The sequence below is a fragment of the Clavibacter sp. AC415 genome (genome assembly GCF_979252985.1).
The window spans coordinates 134,199-160,067 of sequence record NZ_CEEDAR010000020.1 but is presented as its reverse complement, the minus strand read 5'-3'; the positions used below and the strand labels follow the sequence as shown (position 1 = coordinate 160,067).

The window sequence follows — 25,869 nt, the reverse complement described above, 5'->3', positions numbered from 1 at the left end:
TCCTCGACGCGACCTCGATGACCGCGCGCCAGGGCCTGCGCGATCGCGTCTACGACCTCGTGCTCGACATGCTGATGGATCGGCGCTCGAGCCCGGCTCCCGTCTCGCCATCGACCAGATCGCCCGGGACCTGCACGTCTCCCCCACGCCCGTCCGCGAGGCGCTCGTGCAGCTCGAGCGCACGGGGCTCGTCGCCCGCGAGGCGCACAAGGGCTACCGGGTCGCGCCGCCCATCGCCGGGGACCAGCTGGAGGCGCTGTTCGACGCGCGCCTCGTGCTCGAGGGCGGGGCGGCGGCGCTGGCCGCCCAGGATCCGGCCCGCCTCGTCCCCGCGCTCGAGGCGGCCCTCGCCGCCCATGAGGAGACCACCCGCCGGGTGCGCGCGGCAGCGGGCGACGGCGACATGCCCGTGGGCCTCATCCGCGAGTACTTCGTCGTCGACTGGGACTTCCATCACCGCATCTTCGAGGCGACGGGCAACCCGTTCCTGCTCGACATGTCGGAGTCCATCTCCACCCGCGTGCACCGCATGCGGCAGACGATGCGCACCGGCGTGCACGACGCCGACGACGCGGTGCACGAGCACCGGGCGATCATCGACGCGGTCGCCGAGGGCCCGGAGGCCGCCGCCGCCGCGATGCGCGCGCACATCGAAGCGGGTGCGCGAGCGCTCCCGGCGCGACGCGGCGGACGCGGCGGACGCGGACCGCTAGGGACGACGACCCGCAGGGCGTCGCGGGGACGCCCTCGTCGAACGCGGCGCGGGCGTCCGGCAGCCTGCCGCGATGTGCCGCTCCGCCCACTCGCCCAGCGCCGTCAGCGGCGCGCGGAGCGTGAGGCCGAGGGCCGTCAGCTCGTACTCGACCCGCGGCGGCATCTCGTCGTAGGAGGTGCGCGTGACGATGCCGTCGCGCTGCAGGTCGCGCAGGGTCTCCGTCAGCACCTTCCCGCTGATGCCGCCGACGGCGTCCCGCACGGCGCCGAAGCGGAGCGGTCCGTCGCTCAGCGCGATGACGATCATCGCCGTCCACTTGTTCGCGATCCGCGCGAGGGACGTGCGCGACGGGCACGTCGCGAGCATCACGTCCCAGACGGGTGCCTCGTCGTCCACGGCGCCTCCCGGTTACGTTGAGGTAACAGGTTACCGTCTGTGACCATGGGGCTCCGACCACGAAGGAGACACCATGTCCGACACCACCCCCACCGCCGTCGCCACCACGTACTTCGCGGCCCTCGGCCGCGGCGACATCCCCGCCGTGATGGCGCAGTTCGCCGACGACGTCGTCTGGCACCAGCCAGGGAGCCAACCGCTTCTCCGGGCAGCACCACGGGACCGCGGGGGTCGGCGCCCTGCTCGGCGGCATGATGGAGGCCAGCCAGGGCAGCTTCCAGCTCGCCGTCACGGGTACGCCCATGGTGAACGGCGAGCTCGTGGCCGTGCCCATCCGCTTCCACGCGTCGCGTGGCGACGCCGCCATGGACATGGCGGGCGTCGACCTGCTCACGGTGCGGGACGGCCGCATCGTCGAGGTCCGCCTGTTCTCCGAGGACGGCGCCGCCGAGGACGCCTTCTGGGGCGCCGCGGCCTAGCGCGCCGGTCCCCCGGACGGCGGCCCACCCCGTCCCGGCCCGGATGCCGATCCGGATGCCGGCCCCGGGTCGCGCATCCGGGGGCCACCCCGTATCCTGGACGGGAGCCACCGAGGAGGCCCATCGTGATGACCCGGGAGAGGGATCCGCGTGCTCCGCGGCGCCCTCACGGCCGCGGTCTCCATCCTCGTCGCGGCCCTCGCGCACTCCGCCGGCGGCGGGACGGCCCCCGGCCTCGTCGGGGTCGGCGCTGGCAGCCGCCTTCGCCGTGCCGGCCTGCATGGTGCTCGCGGGCCGCACCCTCTCCACCTGGCGCACGGCCGTGGCCGTCGCCGTCAGCCAGGGCGCCTTCCACCTCCTCTTCTCCGTCGGCGCCGCATCCGCGACCTCGGTGCACGGCGCCGGCGTCCACCACGGCATGGCGATGCGCGCCGTGATCACCCCCTCCGCCGACGCCGGAGCCGCCTCCTCCATGGCCGGCATGCACGACGGCCCGGGCATGTGGTCCGCCCACGTCCTCGCGGGCATCGTGACGCTCGTCGCCGTCCGCTACGGCGAGCAGGCGTTCTGGGACCTCGTCCGCCTCGCCCGGCACGGCCTCGCGGCGATCCGCCTCCTCCTGCCCGTGCCGCCCACGCCGCACCTCCGCCGCCCGCTCCCCCGCCTCGCGACCGTGGAGCGCACCGACCTCCGGGACCTCGGGCTCCGGCTGGCGGCGACGCCGCACCGGGGCCCTCCGGTCCTCGTCTGATCCGACCTCCCGCGCGGGCCGTCCGGCCCGCGACGGCGATGCGCCCGTCGCGCCCGCACCGCGGGGCGCGGGTCCCGCGTGCCCTGCCGCGGTGTCGATGACCCGGTGAGCGTCCCGGTCCCGTCCTGACGGCGGCCGGTGCGCCCGGCGGTCCGTCGTGCCGTGCCGGGATCGCGCGACCCGCCGACCAGCGCGTCCGCGCGCGGTCCTCGCGCCGCCGACGCACGCATCCGCGCATCCGCGCCCGCTCGCGTCGACCACCCTGCCTGCGCGCCCGGCCTCGCCGCGCCACCCCACCGCCCGCCGTGCCGCGCGCCCCGTCGCGTGTCGGACGCGCCGCGCACCCCGCACGCCGCGGCGCACCCGCCGCGCACCCTCGGACCCAGGACCTCCATGCCCCCCTCCGCTCCCTCCGCCCACCCGCCGACACCGGCGACGACCGACGACCTGCCCTTCACCCCGCGCGACCTGCGCCTGCCGCGGCTGCGCGTCGGCGAGGCCGTGCTCCTCGTGTGCCTGCCGCTCGCCGTCGTCGCCGCGCTCCTCGGCGTCGCCTTCACGGGCACGGCGGTGCAGTCGCTGCTCGTCGACCCCGGCGACCTCGTGACGTACGGCCTGATCGTGTCGCGCGTCGTGCACGACGCCGCGGCGTCGCTGACGATCGGCCTGCTCGTGATCGCCGCCTTCGCCCTCCCCGGCCAGGACCTCCGGCGCGGGATCGCGAGCTACGCCCAGTGGAAGGCCCTCCGCGGCTGGGCCGCGCGCGCGGCCGCCGCCTGGCTCGCCTCCAGCGTCGCCGTGCTCCTCCTCACGGGCGCGCAACGTCTATCGGCGTCCCGCTCACGGTACCCCGTCTGACCTCCGGCAGAGCCGGTACTTCATCACGGGCCTGGAGCTCGGCCAGACCCTGCTCGCGTCGGCGCTGTGCGTCGCCGCGGTGCTCGCCGTCACGCTGTGGACGCGGCGCGTGTCGTGGATCGGCATCGCCGCCGGCATCGCGATGCTCGCCCTCCTCCCGCTGTCGCTCTCCGGGCACGCGGCCGGCTCCTACGAGCACGCCAACGCCGTCAACAGCCTCGCGATCCACCTGCTCGGCGTCACGCTCTGGGCCGGCGGGCTCGTGGCGGGCCCTCCTGCTCCGCACGGTCAGCCGCGATGCGCTGGCCGTCGTGGTCCGCCGGTACTCCGCCCTCGCGGGCTGGGCGTTCGCCGCCGTCGCGCTCTCGGGGATCCTCAACGCCTCGCTGCGGCTCGAGCTCCCGGTGGAGCTCCTCACCACCGAGTACGGGGTCCTCCTCCTGCTCAAGACGCTCGTCCTCGTCGGGCTCGGGATCGCGGGCCGGGTGCACCGCACCCGGCTCATCCCTGCGGCTGGCGGGCACCGCCGGGGTCCGGACGGGCGTTCGCGCGCCTCGCCCTCGCGGAGGTGGTGGCGATGTCCATCGCCATGGGCATGTCCGTCGCCCTCTCCCGGAGCGCCCCGCCGGTGCCGCAGACCTCCATCGCGGACATCGACCCGCAGGCGTCCCTCATCGGCCTTCGCCTTCCCCGCGCCGGTCTCCCTCCCGCGGATGCTGACGTCGTTCCACCCCGACCACCTGTTCCTCGCCGTCGCGGCGGTGCTGGCGGGGCTCTACCTCCTCGGCGTCCGCCGGCTCCGGCGACGCGGCGACGCGTGGTCGGCCGGGCGCACGGTGCCGTGGCTGCTCGGATGCGCGGTGCTCGTGTACGCCACGAGCGGCGGGCCCGGGGTCTGACCGGGTCCGTGCGGTTCAGCACGCACATGGTCCAGCACATGCTGCTGATGATGTACGTGCCGCCGCTCCTGGCGCTCGGCGCGCCCGTGCTCCTCCTGCTCCGCGCCGTACCCGCCCGCACGGACCACAGCCGCGGCGTGCGGGAGTGGGTGCTCGTGGCCACGCACTCGCGGTACGCCCGCATCGTGACCCACCCGGTGGTCGCCGCCGTGGTGTTCGCGGGCAGCCTCGTCGCGTTCTACTACACGGGCTGGTTCGAGTGGTCGCTGCTGACCCACCAGGGCCACCTCATCATGGTCGTGCACTTCCTGATCAGCGGCTACGTGTTCTTCCTCGCGATCATCGGCGTGGATCCGGGCCCGCAGCGCCCGCCGCACGCGATCCGGCTGCTCATCCTGCTCGCGACGATGGCGTTCCACGCGTTCTTCGGCCTCGCGATCATGTCGGGCACTGGAGGTGCTCGCCGTCGACTGGTGGCGCGCCATCGGCGTCCTCGACGACGCGGGCCTCCTCGCCGACCAGGGGACGGGCGGCGGCATCGCCTGGGGCGCGGGCGAGCTCCCCGTCGTCCTCGTCGCGCTGATGGTGGTGCGGCAGCTGGTCCGCGTCCGAGCAGCGCGCCGCGACCCGCTACGACCGCGCCGCGCTGCGCGACGACGACGCGGCGCTCCGCGCCTACAACGACCTGGCTCGGTCGACTCGACCGGCACGACCACGACCACGACCCCCGGAGGACCTCATGACCCGCACGCGCACCCGCACCCGCACCCGCACCCGCGCCCGAGGGCCCGTCCGTCGCGCCCTCCTCGTCGCCGCCCTGGGCGCCGCCCTCGTACCGGCACTCGTGACCGCCGGGCCCGTCTCGGCCCACGACGACCTGGTGTCCACCGCTCCCGGCGACGGGAGCCGCGCGCCGACCGCGCCGGCGGAGGTCGCGATGGTCTTCACCGACGCGCTGATCGAGGTCGGCGCCGTGGTCGTGGTGGTGGACGAGCGCGGGGAGGACTGGGCGGAGGGTCCCGTCCTCCTGAACGGCGACACGGCCCGGCAGGCGCTGCGCCCGGGAGCGCCGGACGGCACCTTCCAGGCGCGCTGGCGCGTCGTCTCGAGCGACGGGCATCCCATCGCCGGCGCCTTCGACTTCGCCGTCGGGCCGGACGCCCCGACCACCATGCCCTCCGCGTCGGCCGCTCCCGCGGCGGCCTCGGGCAGCGCGCCGGCGACCCCCTCACCCTCGGCGACCTGATGCGCCGGAGGCCGATGCGCAGATCGCCGACCAGGGCGGGTACCCCGCCCGACCCGGGATCCCCGTCCCCGGCCCCGTCGTCGTCGGAGCGCTCGGCGCCCTGGTCGGCGTCGCGCTCTTCGTCGCCGTCGTCGGGATCCGCGGACGCCCCGCCGCCCGGACGGGAGCCCGGTCGTGAGCGACGACGACGCGCGCGTCCCCGCCGGCCGCCGGGTCAGCCGGCGGCACCTCCTGATGGGCGGCGCCGCCGGGACGCTGGGCGCCGCGGGCGCGATCGGCCTCGACGCCGCGCGCCGGGGAGCCGCAGGAACCGCCGGGGGCGCCGGGACGGGCGGGACGGGCGGGACGGGCGGGACGGGCGGGACGGGCGTCGGCGCCCCGGCCGCCGCCGCGCTCGACGTGGGCGCGGCGCGCGAGCCCTTCCACGGTGCGCGGCAGGCCGGCATCGACACCCCTCCGCAGGCGCACGCCGTGTTCCTCGCCCTCGACCTGCACCCCGGGACCGACCGGGCGGCGCTGCGGCGGATGATGTCGGTGCTCTCGGACGACGCGTCGCGGCTCACCCGGGGCGAGGCCGCGCTTGGCCGACTCCGAGCCGGAGCTCGCGGCCGTCGCCGCGCGCCTGACGGTGACGTTCGGGTTCGGCCCGGAGCTCGTCCGGCGCGCGGCGGGCCCGTCCGCCGCGCCGACGTGGCTCCGGCCGCTCCCCGCCTTCACGGATCCACCGGCCCCACCCGGCCTACTCGGACGGGGACCTGCTGGTCCACGTCGGCGCTGGACGACCCGCTGACCCTCGCCCACGCGACGCGCATGCTGCTGAAGGACGCCCGCTCGTTCGCCTCCCTCCGGTGGTCGCAGCCGGGCTTCCGCCGCGCCGCCGGATCCGAGGCCGCCGGCACGACCATGCGGAACCTGTTCCGCCAGGTGGACGGCACCGTCAACCTGCAGCCCGGGAGCCCGGACCACGAGCGCCTCGTCTGGGGCGGCGGCGGACCCGCGTGGCTCGAGGGCGGGACGGGCCTCGTGCTCCGCCGCATCTCCATGGACCTCGACGCGCTGGGACGGCCTCGACCGCTCCGGCCGCGAGCAGGCCGTCGGCCGCACGCTCGCCGAGGGCGCGCCGCTGACCGGCACCCGGGAGCACGACGAGCCCGACCTCGCGGCGACCACGCCCCTCGGCTTCCCCGCCATCCCGGAGTTCGCGCACATCCGCCGGGCCCGGTCGGACGACCCCGACGAGCGCATCTTCCGCCGCGGCTACAACTACGACCAGGCACCGGCCGCGGACGGGAGCGTCTCCGACTCCGGGCTCCTGTTCGTCTCGCTACCAGCGGGACGTCGATGCGCAGTTCGTCCCGCTGCAGCGCCGGCTGGACGAGCTCGACCTGCTGAACGAGTGGATCACGCCCGTCGGCTCCGCGGTCTTCGCCGTCCCGCCCGGCTGCGCGCCCGGCGGCTTCGTCGGGGACACCCTCCTGTGACCCCCGCACTGCGCCGCGCCGGTACCCGGCCGCCGCCCGGCTCCCGCGCATGCACCCGCACCCGCACCGACCACTTCCCGACCCCCACCCGACCCACGACAGAGCACGAGGACCACGCATGAGCACGAAGAGCACCGCCGACCGCGACCGCACCCGGGAGATCCGGGAGAAGGCGAACGCCGCCCGCCGCGAGGCCGAGCGGAGGGCCCGGCGCCGCCGCGTCCTGATGCAGCTGGGCGTCGGCGCCGCCGTCGTCGTCGTCATCGCCGGCATCGTCGGCGGGGTGAGCGCCCTCGGCGGGCAGGGGGCCGCCGACGCCGCGCCGCCCGTCGCCGACGCGTCGGTCGCCCTGGCATCCGGCGGCGAGGCCCGCGTGACGGCCGAGGCGGACGGCGTCGGCGTGGGCGACCCCGCCGCCCCGGTCACGCTCGACGTGTACGAGGACTACTCGTGCCCGCACTGCGCCGAGTACGAGGCGGCCAACGGCCCGCTCCTCGACCGGCTGGCGGCCTCCGGCCAGGTGCGCGTCGTGTACCACCCCATCCAGGTGGTCACGAACTACGGGCGCACGGCCGGGAACGCAGCCGTGCGTCCTGCAGTCCGACCCCTCCGCCTGGCCCGAGGTGCACTCCGCGCTCTTCGCGAACCACTCCGCCCGGACCGACTCCTGGACGGGCGCCGAGTTCGGCGCGTGGCTCGCCGACCAGGGCGTCGCCGACGAGGCCGTCCCGGCGTGCGCCGAGGACGGGCCCTTCGCCGGCCTGGATCGACGCGAACACCGACGCCGCCTTCGCGGCGGGCGTGAAGGGCACGCCGACGCTCCGCATCGACGGCGGCATCGTCGAGACGGTCGGCGGGGCGGAGCCCGTGGACGCCCTCCGCGGCGCCGGCGCGACCCTGCCGGACGAGATCGTGGCGGGCTGACGCCCCCGTGACGCGGCGAGGGAGGGCACGGGGGACGGAGGTCCCGGCGTCACGAGGGGCCCGCACGACGCGCGGCGCCCTCACCGCCGGGGCGTCCCTCCTCGTGGCCGCCCTCGCGCACCTGTCCGGCGGCGGGGCGGCGCCCGGGGTCCTGGGGCTCGCGCCGCGGCCGCGTTCGCCGTGCCCGCCAGCGCGCTCCTCGCCGGCCGGACGGTGAGCACCGTGCGCCTGGCCGCATCCGTCGTGATCAGCCAGGGCGCGTTCCACGCGCTCCTCTCCTTCGGCGCCGACTCGACGGCCGTCGTCCGCGTGACGGGAGGGCATCACGACCCGACGGTCCACGCGATGGCGTCGGTGCCGGCGGGCGCGCACGCCGGCATGCACGCGGGACCGGGATGTGGGTGGCGCACGCGGCGGCCGCCGCCGCGACCGCGCTCGCGCTCCGCCACGGCGAGCGGGCGCTCTGGGACGGTGCGGCTGGCCCGCGCCGGGATCCGCGCCCTCCGCCTCCGGGTCCCCGCCGCCGTCCTGCTGCGCGGGCCCCGGCACCACCGGGTCGCGTCCGCGGCGCACGTCGCGCCCCGCGACCTCGACCTCCTGCTCATCGGCGCACCCCGCCGCGGACCGCCCGGCACGGCACCGTCCCTCCCGGCCGGACGCTCGTCGAGCGTCCGCGCGGGCCGTCCCCGACGGCCCTCCCGCCGTCGCCGATCCCGGCGCCGGCCGAACGCGTGCACCACCTGACCAGAAGGAAGCAGCAATGCGCACCACCCTCACCTGGACCGCCTCCGCGGTCCTCCTCCTCGCCCTCACCGGGTGCTCCTCCCCCGCGACCGAGCCGGCCGCCGCCCCGGCGACCGCCACCGACGCGCCCACGAGCGGCACCGCCGCGACCGCCGTGGGGCCTGCCATCGCCGACGCGTGGGTGAAGGCCGAGGACAGCGGCATGTCCGCCGCCTTCGGGACGCTCGAGAACGCCTCCGACCGGGACGTGCGGGTCGTGTCCGCGGTGTCGAGCGCGTCGCCGATGATCGAGCTCCACGAGACGGTCCCGGACGACGCCGGCCAGATGATCATGAAGGAGAAGCAGGACGGGTTCACCATCCCGGCCGGCGGATCCTACGAGCTGGCTCCCGGCGGGAACCACCTGATGCTCATGGGCCTCGAGCAGCCGATCACCGCGGGCGACGCGGTCGACTTCACGCTGACCCTCGACGACGGCTCGGAGTACGCCTTCTCCGCGCCGGCGAAGGACTACTCGGGCGCGAACGAGACCTACGAGGGGATGGGATGCCCATGGAGCACGACGCACCGCCCCCCCCCCCCCGGTGGCGACCGGTCAGCATCCGCGGCATGGGTCAGCGGACGCCGACCATCGCCTCCCGCGTCGACGTGATGAACCGGCTCGGCCGCGCCATGGCCGATCCGACGCGCTCCCGCATCCTGCTCTCCCTGCTCCAGGGGCCCGGGTACCCCAGCCTGCTGGCCCGCGAGCTCGGGCTCACCCGCTCGAACGTGTCGAACCACCTCACCTGCCTCCGCGGCTGCGGGATCGTCGTCGCGGTGCCCGAGGGCCGGTCGACCCGCTACGAGATCACCGACGCGCACCTCGCCCGGGCCCTCGCCGCCCTCGTGGACGTGGTGCTCGCGGTGGACGACGGCGCCCCCTGCGCCGACGCCGACTGCGACGTGCCGCTCTGCTGCGAGCCCCGCGCGTGAGCGCCCTCCTCGCCCCCGCGGGACCGGCCCCCGCCCGACGCGCGCTCCTCCAGCGCCGCATCCGGTGGATCGTCGCGGCGACCATCGCCTACAACGTCGTCGAGGCGGTCGTCGCCATCTCCGCCGGCAAACCGCCGCGTCCTCCACGGCGCTCGTCGGCTTCGGCCTCGACTCGATCGTGGAGGTGCTGTCGGCGGCCGCGGTGGCATGGCAGTTCGCCGCCCCGACCGGAGGAGCGGGAGCGCGTCGCCCTCCGCGTCATCGCGGTCTCCTTCTTCGGCCTCGCCGCGTTCGTGAGCGTCGACGCCGTGCTCGCCCTCACGGGCATCCGCGAACCCGAGCACTCCCCCGTCGGCATCGTGCTCGCCGCGGTCAGCCTCGCGGTCATGCCGTTCCTCAGCCTCCTGGAGCGCCGCACCGGCACCGAGCTCGGCTCCGCGTCGGCGGTCGCGGACTCGAAGCAGACCCTCATCTGCAGCTACCTGTCCGCGGCCGTGCTCCTCGGGCTCGTCCTCTAACGTCACCCTCGGGGTGGACCTGGGCCGACCCCGTCGCCGGGCTCGTGATCGTCGTCTTCGCCATCCGCGAGGGCCTCGAGGCATGGCGCGGCGAGGCCTGCACCACACCCGTGTCCGCCCTCACCGGCCAACGCGAGGTCGCGGCCTGCGACTGCTGCTGAGCGACGGCCGCTGAGCGTCAGCCGACGGGCGCCGGGCCGAGGTCGTCCATGAGCTGCTTGATGGCCACGTACGCCTTGTTGCGGTACGCCACGAGTGCCGCGGTGCGCTCGCTCGGCACGTCGAGGTACCCGGATCCGGTCTTCGTGCCGTACTCGCCCGCGTCCACGTGCGCCTGCAGCGACGCGGGGGTCGCCAACCGCTCCGGCCAGCGGGTCTGCAGCGACGCGTAGCAGAACGCGTACACGTCGAGGCCGGCCATGTCGGCGATCGCGAACGGCCCGAACACCGGCAGGCGGAAGCCGAAGGTCGTGCGGACGATCGTGTCGATGTCCTCGGTGTCGTCGGCGCACGCCCTCCTCCACGATCTGCGTCGCCTCGTGGAAGAGCGCGTACTGCAGCCGGTTGAGCACGAAGCCGGTGCTGTCGGTCACGCGCGCGGTCTCCTTGCCGGTCGCCGCGACGATCGCCTCCGCGACGCCGGACGGCGGACTCGTCGGTGCCCGCGTGCGGGATGAGCTCCACGCCCGGGATGAAGGGCGCCGGGTTCGAGAAGTGCACGCCGAGGAACCGCTCCGGGGTCGGCGTCACGGCCTCCGCGAGCGAGCCGATGAGGATGGTGGAGGTGTTCGACCCGATGACGGCGTCTGGGACGCGCCGCCGCCGAGATGCGCCGGAGCGTCGCGGTGCTCGATCTCGAGCTTCTCCGGCACCGCCTCCTCGATGAAGTCGGCGCCGGCGACGGCCTCCTCGATGGACGCGGCGGGCGTGACGGCCGCGGCGATGCGCTCCACGGCGTCGGGCGGGAACAGCCCGTCCGCGACGAAGCGGGCGGCCTCCTCCAGGAGGCGGGCGTGGTTCGCGACCGCGATCTCCTCCGAGATGTCGGCGATGCGCACGCGCGCGCCCGCGAGCGCGAGCACCTGCGCGATGCCGCCGCCCATGTAGCCGGATCCGACGATGGCGATCTCCCGGCGACGCTGCCCGCGCTGTCCTGTGCGGTCATGATCGATCCCCTCCGTCCTCGTGCGCCCTGCGGGAGCAGGGTGCGGATGTAGTCTCCGGTTCTCCGCGCAGACGCCGAGGCTGTCGCCGCCGTACTGCTCGGTGAGGATGATCCCGTCGAAGCCGAGCTCGACCGCGTCGCGGATCACCTGCCGGTAGTCGATGAGCCCGGACCTCATGGTGGTGGGCACGCTGGTGGCCCAGCTGCCGTCGGCCGCCTCGTCGCGCATGTAGTTCTTCACGTGCCAGTAGTTCGCGTACGGCAGCGTCTTCGCGTACAGCTCGCGCCAGCTCTCGACCGGGCGGTGCAGGCGGATGAGGTTCGCCACGTCCGGGTTGAGGCCGACGTTGTCGAGGCCGATCTCCTGCACTGAGGCGCACGGCGCTGTCGGCGGTGCCGAGGTAGGTGTCCTCGTACATCTCGAGCGCCATGCGGAGGCCGAGGTCGGCGGCGTGCCGGCCGAGCTCGCGGAGGCGGGTGACGGCGGCATCCCACACCTCGGGGTCGTCCGGGTCCTTCGGGCCCTCCGCGGTCCAGAACCACAGCGCCTTCCGCTGCGCGTCGCTGAACGGCTGGTGCAGGCCCGTGGAGAAGACCTCCATGCCCGACTCCCTCGGCGATCGCGTCGATCGTGCGGTGCGCGTAGGCGAGGTTCCGCTCCTCGTGCCCCGGCATGATCACGCTCTGCCGCTGCAGGTGCACCGACGGGATGCCCACGCCGTGCGCGCGGGCGACGGCGACGAGCTCGTCCCGGCGGCCGGGCTCGAGGTCGGCGGGACGGATGTGGCTGTCCGCCAGCTCGGCGAGGGTGAAGCCCTCCCGCGCGATGTCGGCGAACATGCGGTCCCACACGGCGGTGTCCGCGTCGTGGAGGGCGGTGCCGTCGCGGCCGACGGTCGCGAACGCGTGCAGGCACGTGGCGATGGGCCAGTCCTCGGCGGTGAACGCGGGGGCGGGTGAGCTCCCCGTGGCGGCGGCGGCCCCGGATGCGGGGGTCGCTCCGGGTGCGGGGGTCGCGGGGGCGTCCGGCATGCTGCTCCATCGCGGTCGTCGGTCCCGGATGCCCGGGATCAAGATCCTATAGGAAATAGCATCCTGACGACCAGGGCCCGGGACCGCGCCCGTCCCGGCCTCAGCCGAGCAGCGGCCGCTGCGCCTTCCGCCTCTCCACGTACTCCGCATGCGCGGCCCGCGTCGACGCGGTCTCCGCGACGCCCGGCACCGGCACGTCCCACCAGCCCTCGCCGTCGGGGCCGTAGACGAGCGGGTCGCTCTCCACGTGGATCACCGTGGTGCGGTCCGACGCCTTCGCGCGCCGCACCGCGTCGCCGAGGTCGCGCGTCGCGTCGGGGCCGGGGGCGACCTCGATCACGTCGACGCCGTAGCTGCGGGCGTTGGCCGCGAGGTCGACGGGGAGCGGCTCGCGGCCCTCGAAGTTCCGCGTCGCCGGGTCGAGCGACCGGTACCGAGTCCCGAAGCGCTCCGTGCCGACCGTCTCGGAGAGGTGGCCGATGGACGCGTAGCCGTGGTTCTGGATCACGACGACGATGATCTTCAGCCCCTCGGCCACCGCGGTGACGAGCTCCGTGTGCAGCATGAAGGTACGAGCCGTCGCCGACCATGACGATCACGTCGCGGTCGTCGCCGAGCGCCTCCGCGCCGCGCTTGACGCCGAGCCCGCCCGGGATCTCGTAGCCCATGCACGAGAACGCGTACTCCACGTGGTAGCCGAGCGCGTCCCGCACCCGCCAGAGCTTGTGGAGGTCGCCCGGGAGGGAGCCGGCGGCCTGCACGACGACGTCACGAGGGTCGCTCGCGGCCTGCACGGCGCCGATGATCTCCGGCTGGCCGGGCAGCGCGCCGCCGGTGGGCGCGAGCGCGCGGTCGACGGCGGCGTCCCACTCGCGCTTCTCGCGGGCGATGCGGTCGGCGTACGCGGCGTCCACGCGCGTGCCGGCGAGCGCCGGGATGAGCGCCTCCAGCGTCTCCCGCGCGTCGGCCACGACGGGCAGCTGCGTGCCGTGCTTGTAGGCGTCGAAGGGCGCCACGTTGACGTTCACGAAGGTCACGTCCGGGCGCTGGAACGCCGTGCGGCTCGCGGTGGTGAAGTCGGAGTAGCGCGTGCCGATGCCGATGACGACGTCCGCGTCGGCGGCGAGGCGGTTCGCGGCCGTGGATCCGGTGGCGCCGATGCCGCCCAGGTACTGCGGGTGGTCCCAGACGAGGGCGCCGCCGCCGGCCTGCGTCGTGGCGACGGGGAAGCCCGTCTGCTCGGCGAAGCGGAGGAGGGCGTCCTCGGCCGCGCTGTAGATCACGCCGCCGCCCGCGACGATGAGCGGCGTGCGGGCGTCGCGCACGGCCTGCACGGCCCGGGCGAGCGGCCCGCGCTCCGGCACCGGGCGGCGCAGGTGCCACTCGCGGGGCGCGAGGAACGCGTGCGGCACGTCGAGGGCCTCCGCCTGCACGTCCTCCGGGAGCGCGATGGTGACGGCGCCCGTCTCGGCGGGGTCGGTGAGCACGCGCATGGCGGCGAGCGCGATCGAGTACAGCTGCTCGGGCCGCTGGACGCGGTCGAAGAAGCGCGACAGCGGGCGGAACGCGTCGTTCACGGTGATGCCGATGTCGTGGGGCAGCTCGAGCTGCTGCAGCACCGGATCCGCCACGCGCGTCGCGAAGGTGTCGCTCGGCAGGAGGAGCGCCGGCAGCCGGTTGGCGGTCGCGAGGGCGGCGCCCGTGAGCATGTTGGCGGCCCCGGGGCCGACGGACGCGGCGCTCGCGTAGGTCGCGAGGCGGCGGTGCATGCGCGCGAAGCCGACGGACTGGTGCACCATCGCCTGCTCGTTGCGGGCCTGGTGGTACGGCATGAGGTCCGGGTCCTGGGCGTTCGCCTGCATGAGCGCCTGCCCGATGCCGGCGACGTTGCCGTGGCCGAAGATCCCGAAGACGCCGGGGATGGTGCGCTCGCGGTGGTCGCCGTCGACCGTCCACTGCGCCGCGAGGAACGCGACGAGCGCCTGGCTGACGGTCATGCGGGTGGTGGGCTCGGTCATCGGGTGGGTGCTTCCTGGTCGGTGTCGGATGCGGGCGCGGGCGCGGGCGCCTCGAGCGCGGTGGACCCGGGCGCGGCGGACCCGGGGTCGGCGGACCCGGGGTCGGCGGCGAACGGCAGGCGCGGGTCGATTCCCTGCCCCTCCCACGTGCCGCGGATCCAGCCGTGCGCCGGGTGGTCGGTGATGAGCCAGGCGCGGTCGGCGCCCGGGCCCGCCATGACGTTGAGGTAGTAGAGGTCGTAGCCGGGCGCCGCGACCGCGGGTCCGTGGTACCCGAACGGCACGAGCGCGACGTCGCCCGTCCGCACGACCGCGTCGATCGCGATCTCGCCCGCGGGCGAGGAGGACGTGTGGAACAGGCCGAACGGGTCCGCCTCCGCGGGCGCGTCCAGGCCCCGGCCCGCCGCGGACTCGAAGTAGTAGATCTCCTCCAGCCGCGACTCGACGCCGGGCCGCTCCTCGTCGTGCTTGTGCGCGGGGTAGCTCGACCAGTTCTCGGCGGGCGTCAGGACCTCGCAGACGATGAGCCGCTCCGCGTCGAGGGACCCGGGCGTGCCCGGCGTGCCGAAGTTGTGCACCTGGCGGCTCGACCGGCCGGCGCCGCGGAGCTCGACGGACACGTCCTCGCGGGCGATGCGGCGGCTCGGCACGTGCCGGGTGGCGGGCGACTCGGCGACGGCCACGCGGCCGGATCCGGTGAGCACCGCGCTCGACGCGCACGACAGGTACAGCACGTCCGTGGGCCCGGCGAAGACCGACGCGCGGCCCTCGAGGTCGGCGACCCGCTCCTCGCTGTCGCCCTCGCGGTGCCGCACGGCGAAGGACCCGCGAGCGGCACGACCATGCGCTCGACGCCGGACGCGGGCAGCTCGAGCTCGTCGCCGTCGCCCAGCACCGCGACGCGGAGGCCCGTGTGCTCCCAGCCGGGGAGCGATCCGTCGACCACGCTCTCCCAGCCGTCCCGGCCGATGCTGCCGCGCGGGTGCAGCCACGCCTCGTCTGTCGTCATGCTCGTCTCCGTCGTCGTCGTCGGTGCCGGCCGTGCGGCGGGCGGTGGTGCGGGTCAGTTCTGCGGGAAGCCGAGGTCGACGCCGCCGTGGGACGGGTCGAGCCAGCGGCTGGTGATCGCCTTCTGCTGCGTGAAGAACCGCACCCCCTCGGCGCCGTGGGCCTTGGTGTCGCCGAACAGGCTCGACCGCCAGCCGCCGAACGAGAAGGTGGCGACGGGAACGGGGATGGGCACGTTCATCCCGATCATGCCGACCTGCACCTCGTTCTGGAAGCGGCGCGCGGCGCCGCCGTCGTTGGTGAAGATCGCCGTGCCGTTGCCGAACGCGCCGGCGTTGATCAGGGCCACGCCCTCCTCGTAGCTGCGCACCCGGACGACGCCGAGCACGGGCCCGAAGATCTCCTCCGTGTACGCCCGCGAGCTCGTGGGCAGCGCGTCGATGAGGGTCGGGCCGAGCCAGAAGCCGTCGGCCTCGCCGTCGACCTCGATGCCGCGGCCGTCGACGACGATGCGGGCGCCGTCCTCCTCGGCGACGGCGATGTAGGAGGCCACCTTGTCGCGGTGCGCCTCGGTCACGAGCGGGCCCATGTCGCAGCCGCGGCGGCCGTCGCCCACGCGGAGGCCCGCCATGCGGGAGGAGATGCGCTCGAGGAGCGCGTCTCGGCGACGGGCTCGACCGCGACGACCACGGAGATCGCCATGCAGCGCTCCCCCGCCGAGCCGAAGCCCGCGTTGACGGCGGAGTCGGCCACCAGGTCGAGGTCGGCGTCCGGCAGCACGAGCATGTGGTTCTTCGCGCCCCCCAGCGCCTGCACGCGCTTGCCGTGCCGGGTGCCCGTCTCGTAGACGTACTGCGCGATGGGCGTGGACCCCACGAACGAGATCGCCCGCACGTCGGGGTGCGTGAGCAGCCCGTCCACGGCCTCCTTGTCGCCGTTCAGCACCGTGAACACGCCGTCCGGCAGGCCCGCGCGCTTCCACAGCTCCGCGATCCAGATGGCCGCGCTCGGGTCCTTCTCGCTCGGCTTCAGCACCACGGTGTTGCCCGCCGCGATCGCGATGGGCAAGAACCACATCGGCACCATCGCCGGGAAGTTGAACGGCGAGATGACACCGACCACGCCGAGCGGCTGCTCCGTGGAGTACACGTCGACGCCCGTGGAGACCTGCTCCGAGTACTCGCCCTTGAGGTGGTGCGCGAGGCCGGTCGCGAACTCCACGACCTCCTGCCCGCGCGTGATCTCGCCCAGCGCGTCGCTCACGACCTTGCCGTGCTCCGACGTGATGATCTCGGCCAGCTCGCCCTTCTCGGCCTCCAGCAGCTCGCGGAAGCGGAACAGGATCGCCTGCCGCTTCGCGAGCGACAGGTCGCGCCAGGCCGGGAACGCGGCGTGCGCGGACGCGATGGCGCGCTCGATCTCGTCGCCGTCCGCGAGCGCGACCTCCTTCGTCACCACGCCGCGCGCGGGGTCGTAGACGGGCGCGGTGCGGCCGGAGGTCGAGGGCGAGCGCGCGCCGTCGATCCAGTGCGGGACGACGGGGAGCGGGGCGGTGTCGGTCATCGTTTCCTCTGGCGTTCTCAGGTGGCGGAGCGGGAGCGGTGCGGGAGCCGTGCGGGAGCGGTGCGGGTGCCTCAGGCGCGCGGACGCGAGCGGCCGTGCACGAGCGCGACGGCCTGGTCGACGGCGCGCGCGACGTCGCCGTCGGCGGGGTGGATGAGCGTGCGGCCGACCACGAGCCCGCGGACGCCGGGCAGGTCGAGCGCGGCCTCCCACGCCGACCAGGTGTCCTCGCCGCTGCCCTGCGGGTCGCCGCCGAGCAGCAGCGTGGGCAGCGTGGTGGCGGCCATGACGCGGGCCATGTCGTCGACGACGGGGAGCTTCATCCACGTGCGGGCGGAGGAGGAGCCGAGGCCGGACGCGATCGCGATGGACGTGATGACGGCGTCGGCCGACAGGTCGTTGACGATCCGTCCCTCGCGCCAGGCGCTGAGGAACGGCTCGAGCATGATCGGCAGGCCGGCGCGGACCGCGGCGTCGACCGCGCGGGCGTTCGCCTCGAGGGTGGGCGCGGTGCCGGCGTCGCCGAGGTTCACGCGCACGAGCGTCTTCGCGAAGTCGAGGCCGTCGCGGACGATGCCGTCCACGTCGTACGCGGTGAAGCGGTCGTCCATCTCGAAGACGGCGCCGCCGGAGGCCGCCGCGGTTCATCGACCCGACGACCACCTTGTCGGTCGAGGAGGCCCGAGGAGCGCGAGGTCGTCGACGATGTCGGGCGTGCCCAGCACGCCGTCGACGCCGTCGCGCGTGAGGGCGGTGGCGAGCCCCGCGAGGAGCTCGTAGCGGTCGGCGAGGGCCATCGGGTCGTCGCCGACGCCGAGCGCGCCGCGGGCCGGGTGGTCGGCCGCGACGACGAGGAGGCGGCCGTCGTCACGGAGGAGGGGACGGCGCGCACAGGCCGGCGAGCGCGCGGGCGACGGCGCCCGGATCCGTGCGCGCGCACGTCCCGCAGGGCCTGGAACGCGGCCGGCAGGTCGCCCGCGCGGAGGGCCTCGGCGGGCGCGGCGACGGCGGCGGCGCGCGTCGCGTCGACGGCGGTCATCGGGTCCCCGCGAGCACCGCGTCGACCTCGGCGGTGGTGGGCATGGCGGTGGAGCACTCGCGGCGGGACGCGACGAGGGCGCCCGCGACGTTGGCGAAGCGTCAGGATCCGCTCGAGGTCCCAGCCGGCGAGCAGCCCGTGCACGAGCGCGCCGCCGAAGCCGTCGCCCAGCGCCGAGCCCGTTGACGACCTCGACCGGGTACGGCGGCACCTCCACGGTCTCCTCGCGGGTGCGGGCGAGGACGCCCTCGGGGCCCTGCTTCACGATGGCGAGCTCGACGCCGCGGTCGAGCAGGGCGTCGGCGGCCCGCAGCGGGTCCGTCTCGCCCACCGCGATCTCGCACTCCTCCCGGTTGCCCACGGCGACGGTCACGTGCTCGAGCGCGCGGCCGACCTCGCGGGTCGCGTCCGCGGGCGACGACCAGAACATCGGCCAGGTAGTCGAGGTCGAGCACCGTGAGCAGGGCGGCGACCGCGGGCGGCCCATGCGGCGTGGTGCGCGGTGCGGGCTCGGGTCCTCGCTGAGGCCCGTGACGGTGGACCAGTGGACGCGGGCGTCGCGGATCGGCGTCGAGGTCGAGCGCGTCGGCCTCGATGCAGAGGTCCGGCGCCTTCGGGCGGCGGTAGAAGTAGAGCGGGAAGTCGTCCGGCGGGAAGATCTCGCAGAAGGTCACGGGCGTCGGCAGGTCGTCGATCGGGGTCGCGTACCGCGGCGGAGACGCCGAGGCGCTCGAGCTCGCGCGTCACGTACCGGCCGAACGGATCGTCGCCCACGCGGGAGACCAGCGCGGCGGACCAGGCCGTGGCGGGCGGCGGCGACGGCCACGTTGGCGGCGCTCCCGCCGAGGTACTTGCCGAAGGTCTCCACGTCCTCGAGGCCCACGCCGTCCTGCAGCGGGTAGAGGTCGACGCCCACGCGGCCGAGGGCGATGAGGTCGTGGATGGAGTCGTGCAGGGCTCATGACGCTGCTTCTCCGGCGGTGGAGGGCGAGGGGCGGATACTGCGGTCCCTCCAACGTAGCGCATGTTCTGACATGTGCACATGGATGGATGCGCTCCGACCTGCGTGTCCGCGGATGGAGGCTGCGCCTCAGCGCAGCGTCAGGTGCATCACGTGGAGGCCCACCAGCCCCTCCTCGGCGTCGTCGAACGCCTCGGGGACCGTGCCGACGATCCGGGAATCCGAGCGACTCCCACAGGTGCACGGCCGCGCGGTTGGTCTCCACGACGGCGTTGAACTGGATGGCCCGGTAGCCCTCGTCGCGGGCCCACGCGACGACGTGCTCGCCGAGGGCGCGGCCGACGCCCGCGGCCGGAGTGCGCGGGATCCACGAGGAATGACCCCGTGGCCACGTGCGCGCCGCGGCCGGGGCGGTTCGGGGCGCCCTTGGCGGATCCGAGGACCGTGCCGTCGTCGTCCACCGCCACGAAGGTGCGGCCCGGCGCCTCGGCCATCCAGTTCGACCGCGCCTCCTCGAGCGACTGCCCGGCCGGGAGCGCGTAGGTGCGCCCGGCGTCGACGACCGCCCGGTAGAAGGGGAAGATGCGGGGCCAGTCGGCGTCGGTCGCGGGGCGGATCAGCATGCGGTCGAGGTTATTCCCCACGTGCGGGCCCCGCAGACCGGACGGGCCGCGCAGCCGCCCACGCCGCACGAGCCGCGCACGACGACGGCCGCCCCACCCGCGAGGGGTGGGACGGCCGTCCTGGTCGTGCGTGAGCGCTAGGCCCGCGCGAGGTCCGCGATGACGCGGTCCCCGGCGGCGGCCATGACCGTGGTCGCCGTGATCTCGGCCCGGCCCAGGAGGTCGTCCATGCGACGGCGGCGGGCCTTCGTGATCAGCGTCACGACGGTGCCGCTCGCCCGCGCGGCCCGTGCGGCCGGCGCGGTGGAGGTAGCTCTTGTACTCGTCCGGCGCGTCGGCCTGGATGACCAGCCCGATGTCGTCCACGTGGATGCCGCGGGCGGCGACGTCGGTGGCGACGAGCACGCGGACCTTGCCGCTCGTGAGCAGCTGCAGGTTGCGCGTGCGGCGCGCCTGGTTGAGGTCGCCGTGGAGCGACGTGGCCGGGATGCCGGCGTCCTCCAGCTGGTCGGCGAGCTGCTCGGCGAACGCGCGGGTGCGCGAAGATCAGCGTCTTGCCCTCGCCGGAGCTCAGCTGCTCGATGATGGCGGCCTTGTCGCGCTGCTCGATGAGGAGAACGCGGTGGTCGATGGTCGACGACGCCTGGTCCTCGCCCGCCACCTCGTGGACGCTGGGCGACGGCAGGAACTCGTTGACGAGCGTCGCGACTCCCTTGTCGAGCGTGGCCGAGAACAGCAGGCGCTGGCCGTCGGGCTTCACCTGGCGGAGGATCCGCTGGACGGGCTCGAGGAAGCCGAGGTCGCACATGTGGTCGGCCTCGTCGAGGACGGTCACGACGATCTCGGAGAGGTCGAGGCGGCCCTGGTCGATGAGGTCCTCGAGGCGCCCGGGGGTCGCGATGAGGATGTCGACGCCGCGCTGGAGGGCGCCGACCTGCTTGAACTGGGGCACGCCGCCGAAGATCGTGGTGGTGAACAGGCCCACCGAGCGGGCGATGGGCTGCACCGTGCGGTCGATCTGCATGGCGAGCTCGCGCGTCGGGGCGAGGATCAGCGCGCGGGGCTTGCGGCCCATCTTGCGGTTCTTCGCGCCGTCGTTCTCGAGCAGGCGCTCCACGAGGGGTGCGCCGAACGCGATGGTCTTGCCGGATCCGGTGCGGCCGCGGCCGAGCACGTCGCGACCCGCGAGCACGTCGGGGATCGTGGCGGCCTGGATCGGGAACGGGCTCGCCGCGCCCAGCTCCTCGAGCACGCGGACGATGTTCTGGCCGAGGCCGAGGGCGGCGAAGGTCACGCCGTCGACGTCCTTGGCCGTGGTGGCCTGGGCCTCGAGGCGCTCGAGCACGACGTCCTCAGCGGGCGCGTGGCGCGGCTGTTGCGGTTTGGGGTGTTCGTTATTGCGTTTGGGCGGCGTCGCCGGTTATCGGTGTCGGCGGCGGGGGCGGTCGCCGTACGAGGGGCGCTCCGACCGCTGCGGCCGGTCGCCGTAGGACGGGCGCTCCGTGCGGGCCGGGCGGTCGTTGTACGACGGGCGCTCGGCGCGAGCCGGGCGGTCGTTGTACGACGGACGCTCGGCACGGGCCGGACGGTCGTTGTATGCGGGACGCTCTCGCATCCGCTGGGCGCGGTCGGCGTACGAGGGACGCTCGGCACGGTCGTTGTACGAGGGACGCTCGGTGCGAGCGGCACGGTCGTTGTACGACGGACGCTCGGACCGCTGCGGGCGGTCGTTGCCGGACCAGGGACGCTCGGTGCGGAGCCGGGCGGTCGTCGTACGACGGACGCTCAGACCGCTGCGGACGGTCGTTGCCGTACGACGGACGCTCGGAGCGCTCGCCGCCGCGGGCGGGACTGGTCGTTGCCGTAGGAGGGGCGCTCCGAGCGCTGTCCGCGCTCGGAGCCGTACGAGGGACGCTCGCCGCGCTGACCGCGGTCGGCGCCGCCGCCGTAGGACGGGCGCTCGCCGCGCTGCGGGCGGGCGTCGCCGCGCTCGGGGCGCTGCCCGGCGCGGTTGGGGCGGTCGCCGTACGCGGGGCGCTCGCCGCGGCCGGCGGGACGCTCGGCACGGGGCTCCCAGTTGGGGCGGTCGCCGCCGCGTGCGGGACGGGCTGCGCCGCCGCGCTGGGGACTGGTCGTCCTGGCCGGAGCGCTGGGCGCGCTCGTCGGCGTTCCAGCGCTGCTTCTTGGGCGCGGGATCGGAGTTGTAGCCGCGGTGGTTCGGGCTGCGGGATCCGGACGGGGCGCGCTTGGCGCCGCGCGGGGAGTCGTTGTTGTAGGGCATGAGGGATTTCTCTCGTTCTGCTCGAGTGCATGACAATGCTCATTCGAAGCAGCGCGCTACAGGATCAGGGTGCGCAGAGCTGCTCTCAACCCGGGCAGTCATCGACCGGGGGCCGTGTCATCGCGTGACGTTCCCCTCTGCGGAACGAGAGGGGGAGACCGGCCCACCTGACTGACAAATCCATCCGCCCGGATGGGATGGTCCGGTAGCGGTGTCAAGAGCCGACTGGACGACACTACCCGATCCGGGACATCCGGCACCAGGGCAGGGACCGGCCCGGGCGCGCCGCAGGGGCGGGTCCGGGCCGGTGGCCGGGAGGTGCGTCAGCCCTGCGCGCGCTCCCCCGCGGAGGTCGCCACGGCGGCGGCGGCCCCCTGTCGGCAGCCCGCGCTCCGCCCGGCGCCGCTCGCCGCGGGCCTTCAGCCGGAGCCCGCCGCGCTCGACGACCGAGTACAGCGACGGCAGCACCAGCAGGGTCAGCACGGTCGATGACAGGAGCCCGCCGATCACGACGATGGCGAGCGCCCGCCAGATGAAGCCGCCGTGCCCGGTCAGGCCGATCGCGAGCGGCAGCAGCGCGAAGATCGTCGCGAGCGCCGTCATCAGGATTGGCCGCAGCCGCCGGCCGGCGCCCTGGAGGACCGCCTCGCGGAGGTCCATCCCGCGCGTCCGGTACTGGTTCACGAGGTCGATCAGCACGATGGCGTTGGTGACCACGATGCCCACCAGCATGAGCAGGCCGATGATCGACGCGACGCCGAGCGGGATGCCCGTCACGACCTGCAGCAGCACGGCTCCGGTCGCCGCGAACGGCACCGAGACGAGCAGCACGAGCGGCTGCACGAGGCTCCGGAACGTCGCCACCATGATGATGTAGACGATCAGGATCGCGGCCAGCACCGCGAGCCCCAGCTGCCCGAACGCGTCGGACTGCTGCGACGCGACGCCGCCGAGGGACGCCTGCGCGCCTGCCGGGAGCTGCACGTCGGCGACGGCCTGCGACACCTCGGAGGAGGCGAAGCCCACGTCGTCGCTGCCGGGCGTCGCGCTCACGGTCGCGCTGCGGGAAGCCGCCCGTCGTGGTGACGGACGCCGGCCCGCTCGGCGACCTCGACGGTCGCGAGGTCGCTGAGCGGCACCGGGCCGCGGACGGTGGGGATCGGGAAGTCCCGGAGCCCCTGCAGGCTCTGGGCGGCGTCGGGGTCCTGGATGTAGATCGACAGCGTCTCCTCGTCGATCACGACCTGCCCGACCGCGGCCGGCAGGCGGCTGGCCGTGACGATGCCGCCGACGGCCTGCTCGCTGAGCCCGGCCTCCGCCGCCTTCGCCCGGTCGACGTCGATCGCGATGTACGGCTGCGTCTCGGAGAGGTTGCTCGTGGCCTGCTCGATGGACGGGATGTCCTGCACTGCCGCGAGGATCGCGTCCGCGGAGGCCTTCAGGTTCGTCGGAGTCGTTCGCGGTGATCTCCACCTCGATGTCGCTCGAGGAGAAGCCGCCGGACGCCGCGGCGAGCGAGACGTCGCCCACGTCCGAGAGGCCGTCGACGGCCGTGCGCACGCGGTCCTGGATCGCCTCCTGGTCGGCGTCCGGGTCGGTCGTGAGCGAGAACGTGATACCCCCGCCGCCGCCGAACGCGGAGGTCAGCGACGTGCTGTCCGATCCGATGGAGGTCTGCACGGTCTCGACGCCGTCGACGCCGATGAGCGCCTGCTCCACCTGCGTTGCCGCGGTGTCCTGCGCCTCGAGGCTCGTGTCGCTCGGGAGCTCCTGCGAGACCGTGAGCGTGTTCTGGCCGCTGTCTCCGAGGAAGTTGGTCTTCATGCTCGGGATGAGCGCGACCGTCCCGCCGAGCACGAGGATCGCGAGCACGAGCGTGACCGCGGAGTGCTTCAGGGTCCACGCGAGGATGGGCAGGTAGCCGCGCTGCAGGCGCGTGGGCTTCCCGACGCCCTCGCCCTCGTCGTGCGCCGCGTGGGTCCCGCGCCCCGGCCGGTCGGCCAGCTCCCGGTCGTCGACGGGGTCCGGCGACCGCGGCGTGCGCGCCCGTGCGGACCGCGCCCTCGGACGCGCCGGCCGCGGCGGCCGCGGCCTTCCGACGCGCCCGTCGGGACTCGCCCTCCGGCCGGAGGAACCAGTACGCGAGCACCGGCACGATGGTGAGCGACACGAACAGCGACGCCGCGAGCGCGATGGTGACGGTGAGCGCGAACGGCCGGAACAGCTCGCCCGGTGATGTCGCCGACGAGCGCGATCGGCAGGAACACGGCGACCGTCGTGGCGGTGGAGGCGGTGACCGCGCCCGCGACCTCCCGCACGGCGGCGCGGATGGCGTCGAGGCGGTCGGGCGTGAAGGAGAGGTGCCGCTTGATGTTCTCGATCACCACGATCGAGTCGTCCACCACGCGGCCGACGGCGATGGTGAGCGCGCCGAGCGTGATGATGTTGAGCGTGTAGCCCGACGCGAGCATGCCGATGAACGTGATGAGCACGGAGGCGGGGATCGAGATCGCGGTCACGATGGTGGACCGGATCGACAGGAGGAACACGAGGATCACGAGCACCGCGAACACGAGGCCGAGCAGGCCCTCCGTGGTGAGGCTCGAGATGGACTGCTCGATGAAGGGCGCCTGGTCGAAGACGACCGTGAAGCGGGTGCCGTTCCCGAGGTCGTCGGCCAGCTGCGGCAGGAGGCCGGTCACGAGCTGCGACACGTCGACCGTGTTGCCGGCGGGCGTCTTCGTGACGGCGATCGTGAGCGACGGCTGCCCGTCGACCCGGGAGATGCCGGTCGTCGGGGTCCTGGCCGAGCTCGACCGTGGCGACGTCGCCGATCGTGAGCTGGCGTCCACCCGCGGCGCCGAGCAGCGGCAGCGCGGCGAGGTCCTCGGTGGATCCGAGGCGCGTGCCCGACTGCACGGAGAGCGTGGTGCCGTCCTCGGTGACCGCGCCGGCGGGCAGGAGCGAGCCGTTCGCGTCGAGCGCGTCGCGGATGGCCTGGTTGGAGAGGCCCGCGGCCTGCACCTCGGCGGGATCCGGCGTGATGACCACGCGCTGCCCGACCGTGCCGAGCAGGCTCGCGTCGCGCACCCCGGCGAGCTTCCGGATGTCCCCGAGGGTCGAGCGCTCGAGCGCGGCCGTGAGCTCCTGCGGGCTGAGGTCGCTCGTGACGGCGATCTGGATCACCGGCAGGTCGTCGATGCTGCCCGCGATGACGACCGGGTCGATGCCGTCGGGCAGCGTCGTGCGGATCCGGTTGATGGCCTGGTCGATCTTCTGCTCGGCCGTCGCGAGGTCGGTCCCGTAGGTGAACGACGCGGAGATGACCGACGAGTCGGTGCGGGACGTCGCCGTGGAGGACTCGAGCCCGGGGACCGCCTGGATCGCGCGCTCGATGGGCGTCGAGACGTCGGTGTCCACCACCGCGGGCGAGGCGCCCGGGTAGGCCGTGACGACCGCGAGCTGCGGGAACGACACCGACGGGATGAGCTCCTGCTTGAGGGTCGTCAGCGCGATGCCACCGAACACCCCGATGACGATCGTGATGAGCGCGATCAGCGCCCGGTTGCGGAGGCTGAAGACGGAGAGGAGATGCAGGGGGTGCTCCTTGTGCGATGCGGGCCACGGGTGCGGCGGCAGCTCGGGCCGCTGATCGCCCGCACCGGGAACCCGCCCCGTCCGGTCATCATCGCACCCGCGACCAGGGGGAACCCTGCTCATGGCAGGTTTTCGGCAGCCACCCGTCATGACCAGACGACGCCCATGCGCGCGGGGCATGCTGGGGGGATGGCGCACCGGGCATCCACCGCGAAGGACCGCGTTCCCGAGCCGAAGACCTGCGTGTCGTGCGGTCGCACGATCGAGTGGCGGCGCAAGTGGGAGCGCCGACTGGGACGACGTCCGCTACTGCAGCGACGCGTGCCGCCGCCGCGGGGTCTCCGCCGTCGACTCGGCCCTCGAGCAGCGCATCCTCGACCTCCTCGCGCAGCGCGCCGGCGGCGCCACCATCTGCCCGTCGGAGGCCGCGCGCGCCGAGTCGCCCGACGGCTGGCGGGAGCTCATGGAGCCGGCCCGCCGCGCGGCCCGTCGGCTGGTGGAGGCGGGCGAGGTGGAGATCACGCAGAAGGGGTCGCTCGTCGACCCGTCCACGGCCCGCGGACCCATCCGCATCCGCCGCCGTCGCTGACGAGGCA

Annotated in this window: 13 protein-coding genes and 13 pseudogenes; 17 read left to right on the top strand and 9 right to left on the bottom strand. The window is 74.7% G+C overall.

The genetic code is table 11. From position 1 onward, the window contains the following. The 14 genes and pseudogenes from ACZ411_RS14525 to ACZ411_RS14460 all read left to right on the top strand — a co-directional run. On the top strand, positions 1-1,132 hold a 1,132-nt coding region (locus ACZ411_RS14525; RefSeq protein ID WP_464171331.1), incomplete at its 5' end, for a GntR family transcriptional regulator. A gap of 194 nt (positions 1,133-1,326) precedes the next feature. Then, positions 1,327-1,590 (top strand): annotated as a pseudogene (locus ACZ411_RS14520) (nuclear transport factor 2 family protein); the annotation flags it as partial. 268 nt (positions 1,591-1,858) lie between these two features. Next, positions 1,859-2,341: a hypothetical protein gene (locus ACZ411_RS14515; RefSeq protein ID WP_464171330.1), complete on the top strand. Its 483-nt coding sequence runs from the start codon at positions 1,859-1,861 to the stop codon at positions 2,339-2,341. A 393-nt stretch (positions 2,342-2,734) separates the two neighbouring features. Next, positions 2,735-3,199 (top strand): hypothetical protein, encoded by a 465-nt coding sequence (locus ACZ411_RS14510; RefSeq protein ID WP_464171329.1) that lies wholly within the window; start codon positions 2,735-2,737, stop codon positions 3,197-3,199. 311 nt (positions 3,200-3,510) lie between these two features. After that, on the top strand, positions 3,511-4,098 hold the full coding sequence (locus ACZ411_RS14505; RefSeq protein WP_464171328.1) for a CopD family protein: 588 nt from the start codon (positions 3,511-3,513) through the stop codon (positions 4,096-4,098). 26 nt (positions 4,099-4,124) lie between these two features. Further along, complete coding sequence (locus ACZ411_RS14500; protein WP_464171327.1) at positions 4,125-4,841, top strand: cytochrome c oxidase assembly protein; 717 nt, start codon at positions 4,125-4,127, stop codon at positions 4,839-4,841. After that, positions 4,838-5,344: a copper resistance CopC family protein gene (locus ACZ411_RS14495; protein ID WP_464171326.1), complete on the top strand. Its 507-nt coding sequence runs from the start codon at positions 4,838-4,840 to the stop codon at positions 5,342-5,344. Before ACZ411_RS14500 ends, ACZ411_RS14495 begins: the two co-directional genes overlap by 4 nt. 234 nt (positions 5,345-5,578) lie before the next feature. Next, positions 5,579-6,825, top strand: a pseudogene (locus tag ACZ411_RS14490) (Dyp-type peroxidase). A gap of 118 nt (positions 6,826-6,943) precedes the next feature. Then, the gene (locus ACZ411_RS14485; protein ID WP_464171325.1) at positions 6,944-7,630 is read left to right on the top strand and encodes a thioredoxin domain-containing protein; all 687 of its coding nucleotides are present in this window, start codon (positions 6,944-6,946) and stop codon (positions 7,628-7,630) included. Continuing rightward, entirely contained in the window at positions 7,627-7,749 is a 123-nt protein-coding gene (locus ACZ411_RS14480; protein ID WP_464171324.1) for a hypothetical protein, read from the top strand. Before ACZ411_RS14485 ends, ACZ411_RS14480 begins: the two co-directional genes overlap by 4 nt. A gap of 180 nt (positions 7,750-7,929) precedes the next feature. Continuing rightward, a complete protein-coding gene (locus ACZ411_RS14475) occupies positions 7,930-8,493 on the top strand; it encodes a hypothetical protein (RefSeq protein ID WP_464171323.1) in 564 nt (187 codons plus the stop codon). A 16-nt stretch (positions 8,494-8,509) separates the two neighbouring features. After that, a complete protein-coding gene (locus ACZ411_RS14470; protein WP_464171322.1) occupies positions 8,510-9,145 on the top strand; it encodes a copper chaperone PCu(A)C in 636 nt (211 codons plus the stop codon). Next, positions 9,103-9,468 (top strand): Cd(II)/Pb(II)-sensing metalloregulatory transcriptional regulator CmtR, encoded by a 366-nt coding sequence (cmtR, locus tag ACZ411_RS14465; protein ID WP_464171321.1) that lies wholly within the window; start codon positions 9,103-9,105, stop codon positions 9,466-9,468. Before ACZ411_RS14470 ends, cmtR begins: the two co-directional genes overlap by 43 nt. Next, positions 9,465-10,147 (top strand): annotated as a pseudogene (locus ACZ411_RS14460) (cation efflux transmembrane domain-containing protein). The gene cmtR and the pseudogene ACZ411_RS14460 overlap by 4 nt, the downstream one beginning before the upstream one ends. A 17-nt stretch (positions 10,148-10,164) precedes the next feature. Here ACZ411_RS14460 and ACZ411_RS14455 read toward each other — a convergent pair. Next, a pseudogene (locus ACZ411_RS14455) lies at positions 10,165-11,089 on the bottom strand (3-hydroxyacyl-CoA dehydrogenase family protein). A gap of 662 nt (positions 11,090-11,751) precedes the next feature. Between ACZ411_RS14455 and ACZ411_RS14450 the strand changes: the two are divergent. Next, a complete protein-coding gene (locus ACZ411_RS14450) occupies positions 11,752-12,111 on the top strand; it encodes a hypothetical protein (RefSeq protein ID WP_464171320.1) in 360 nt (119 codons plus the stop codon). A 172-nt stretch (positions 12,112-12,283) separates the two neighbouring features. Here the strand turns inward: ACZ411_RS14450 and iolD are convergent. From iolD to ACZ411_RS14410, 8 pseudogenes are all read right to left on the bottom strand, one after another. Beyond that, a pseudogene (gene iolD, locus ACZ411_RS14445) lies at positions 12,284-14,201 on the bottom strand (3D-(3,5/4)-trihydroxycyclohexane-1,2-dione acylhydrolase (decyclizing)). Further along, a pseudogene (iolB, locus tag ACZ411_RS14440) lies at positions 14,198-15,210 on the bottom strand (5-deoxy-glucuronate isomerase). The pseudogenes iolD and iolB overlap by 4 nt, the downstream one beginning before the upstream one ends. A 54-nt stretch (positions 15,211-15,264) precedes the next feature. After that, positions 15,265-16,772, bottom strand: a pseudogene (locus tag ACZ411_RS14435) (CoA-acylating methylmalonate-semialdehyde dehydrogenase). Between the two features lie 71 nt (positions 16,773-16,843). Then, a pseudogene (locus ACZ411_RS14430) lies at positions 16,844-17,575 on the bottom strand (Cgl0159 family (beta/alpha)8-fold protein); the annotation flags it as partial. A gap of 232 nt (positions 17,576-17,807) precedes the next feature. Then, a pseudogene (gene iolC, locus ACZ411_RS14425) lies at positions 17,808-18,754 on the bottom strand (5-dehydro-2-deoxygluconokinase). A gap of 295 nt (positions 18,755-19,049) precedes the next feature. Continuing rightward, positions 19,050-19,139 (bottom strand): annotated as a pseudogene (locus ACZ411_RS14420) (GNAT family N-acetyltransferase); the annotation flags it as partial. A 393-nt stretch (positions 19,140-19,532) separates the two neighbouring features. Continuing rightward, positions 19,533-21,676 (bottom strand): annotated as a pseudogene (locus tag ACZ411_RS14415) (DEAD/DEAH box helicase). Between the two features lie 117 nt (positions 21,677-21,793). Beyond that, positions 21,794-25,273: pseudogene (locus ACZ411_RS14410) on the bottom strand (efflux RND transporter permease subunit). Here ACZ411_RS14410 and ACZ411_RS14405 point away from each other — a divergent pair. Together ACZ411_RS14405 and ACZ411_RS14400 are read left to right on the top strand one after the other, a co-directional pair. After that, positions 25,268-25,534 (top strand): annotated as a pseudogene (locus ACZ411_RS14405) (hypothetical protein); the annotation flags it as partial. The pseudogenes ACZ411_RS14410 and ACZ411_RS14405 sit on opposite strands and share 6 nt — an antisense overlap. Next, on the top strand, positions 25,452-25,862 hold the full coding sequence (locus tag ACZ411_RS14400) for a DUF3253 domain-containing protein (protein WP_464171319.1): 411 nt from the start codon (positions 25,452-25,454) through the stop codon (positions 25,860-25,862). The pseudogene ACZ411_RS14405 and the gene ACZ411_RS14400, both read left to right, overlap by 83 nt. The last annotated feature ends 7 nt before the right edge of the window (positions 25,863-25,869 follow it).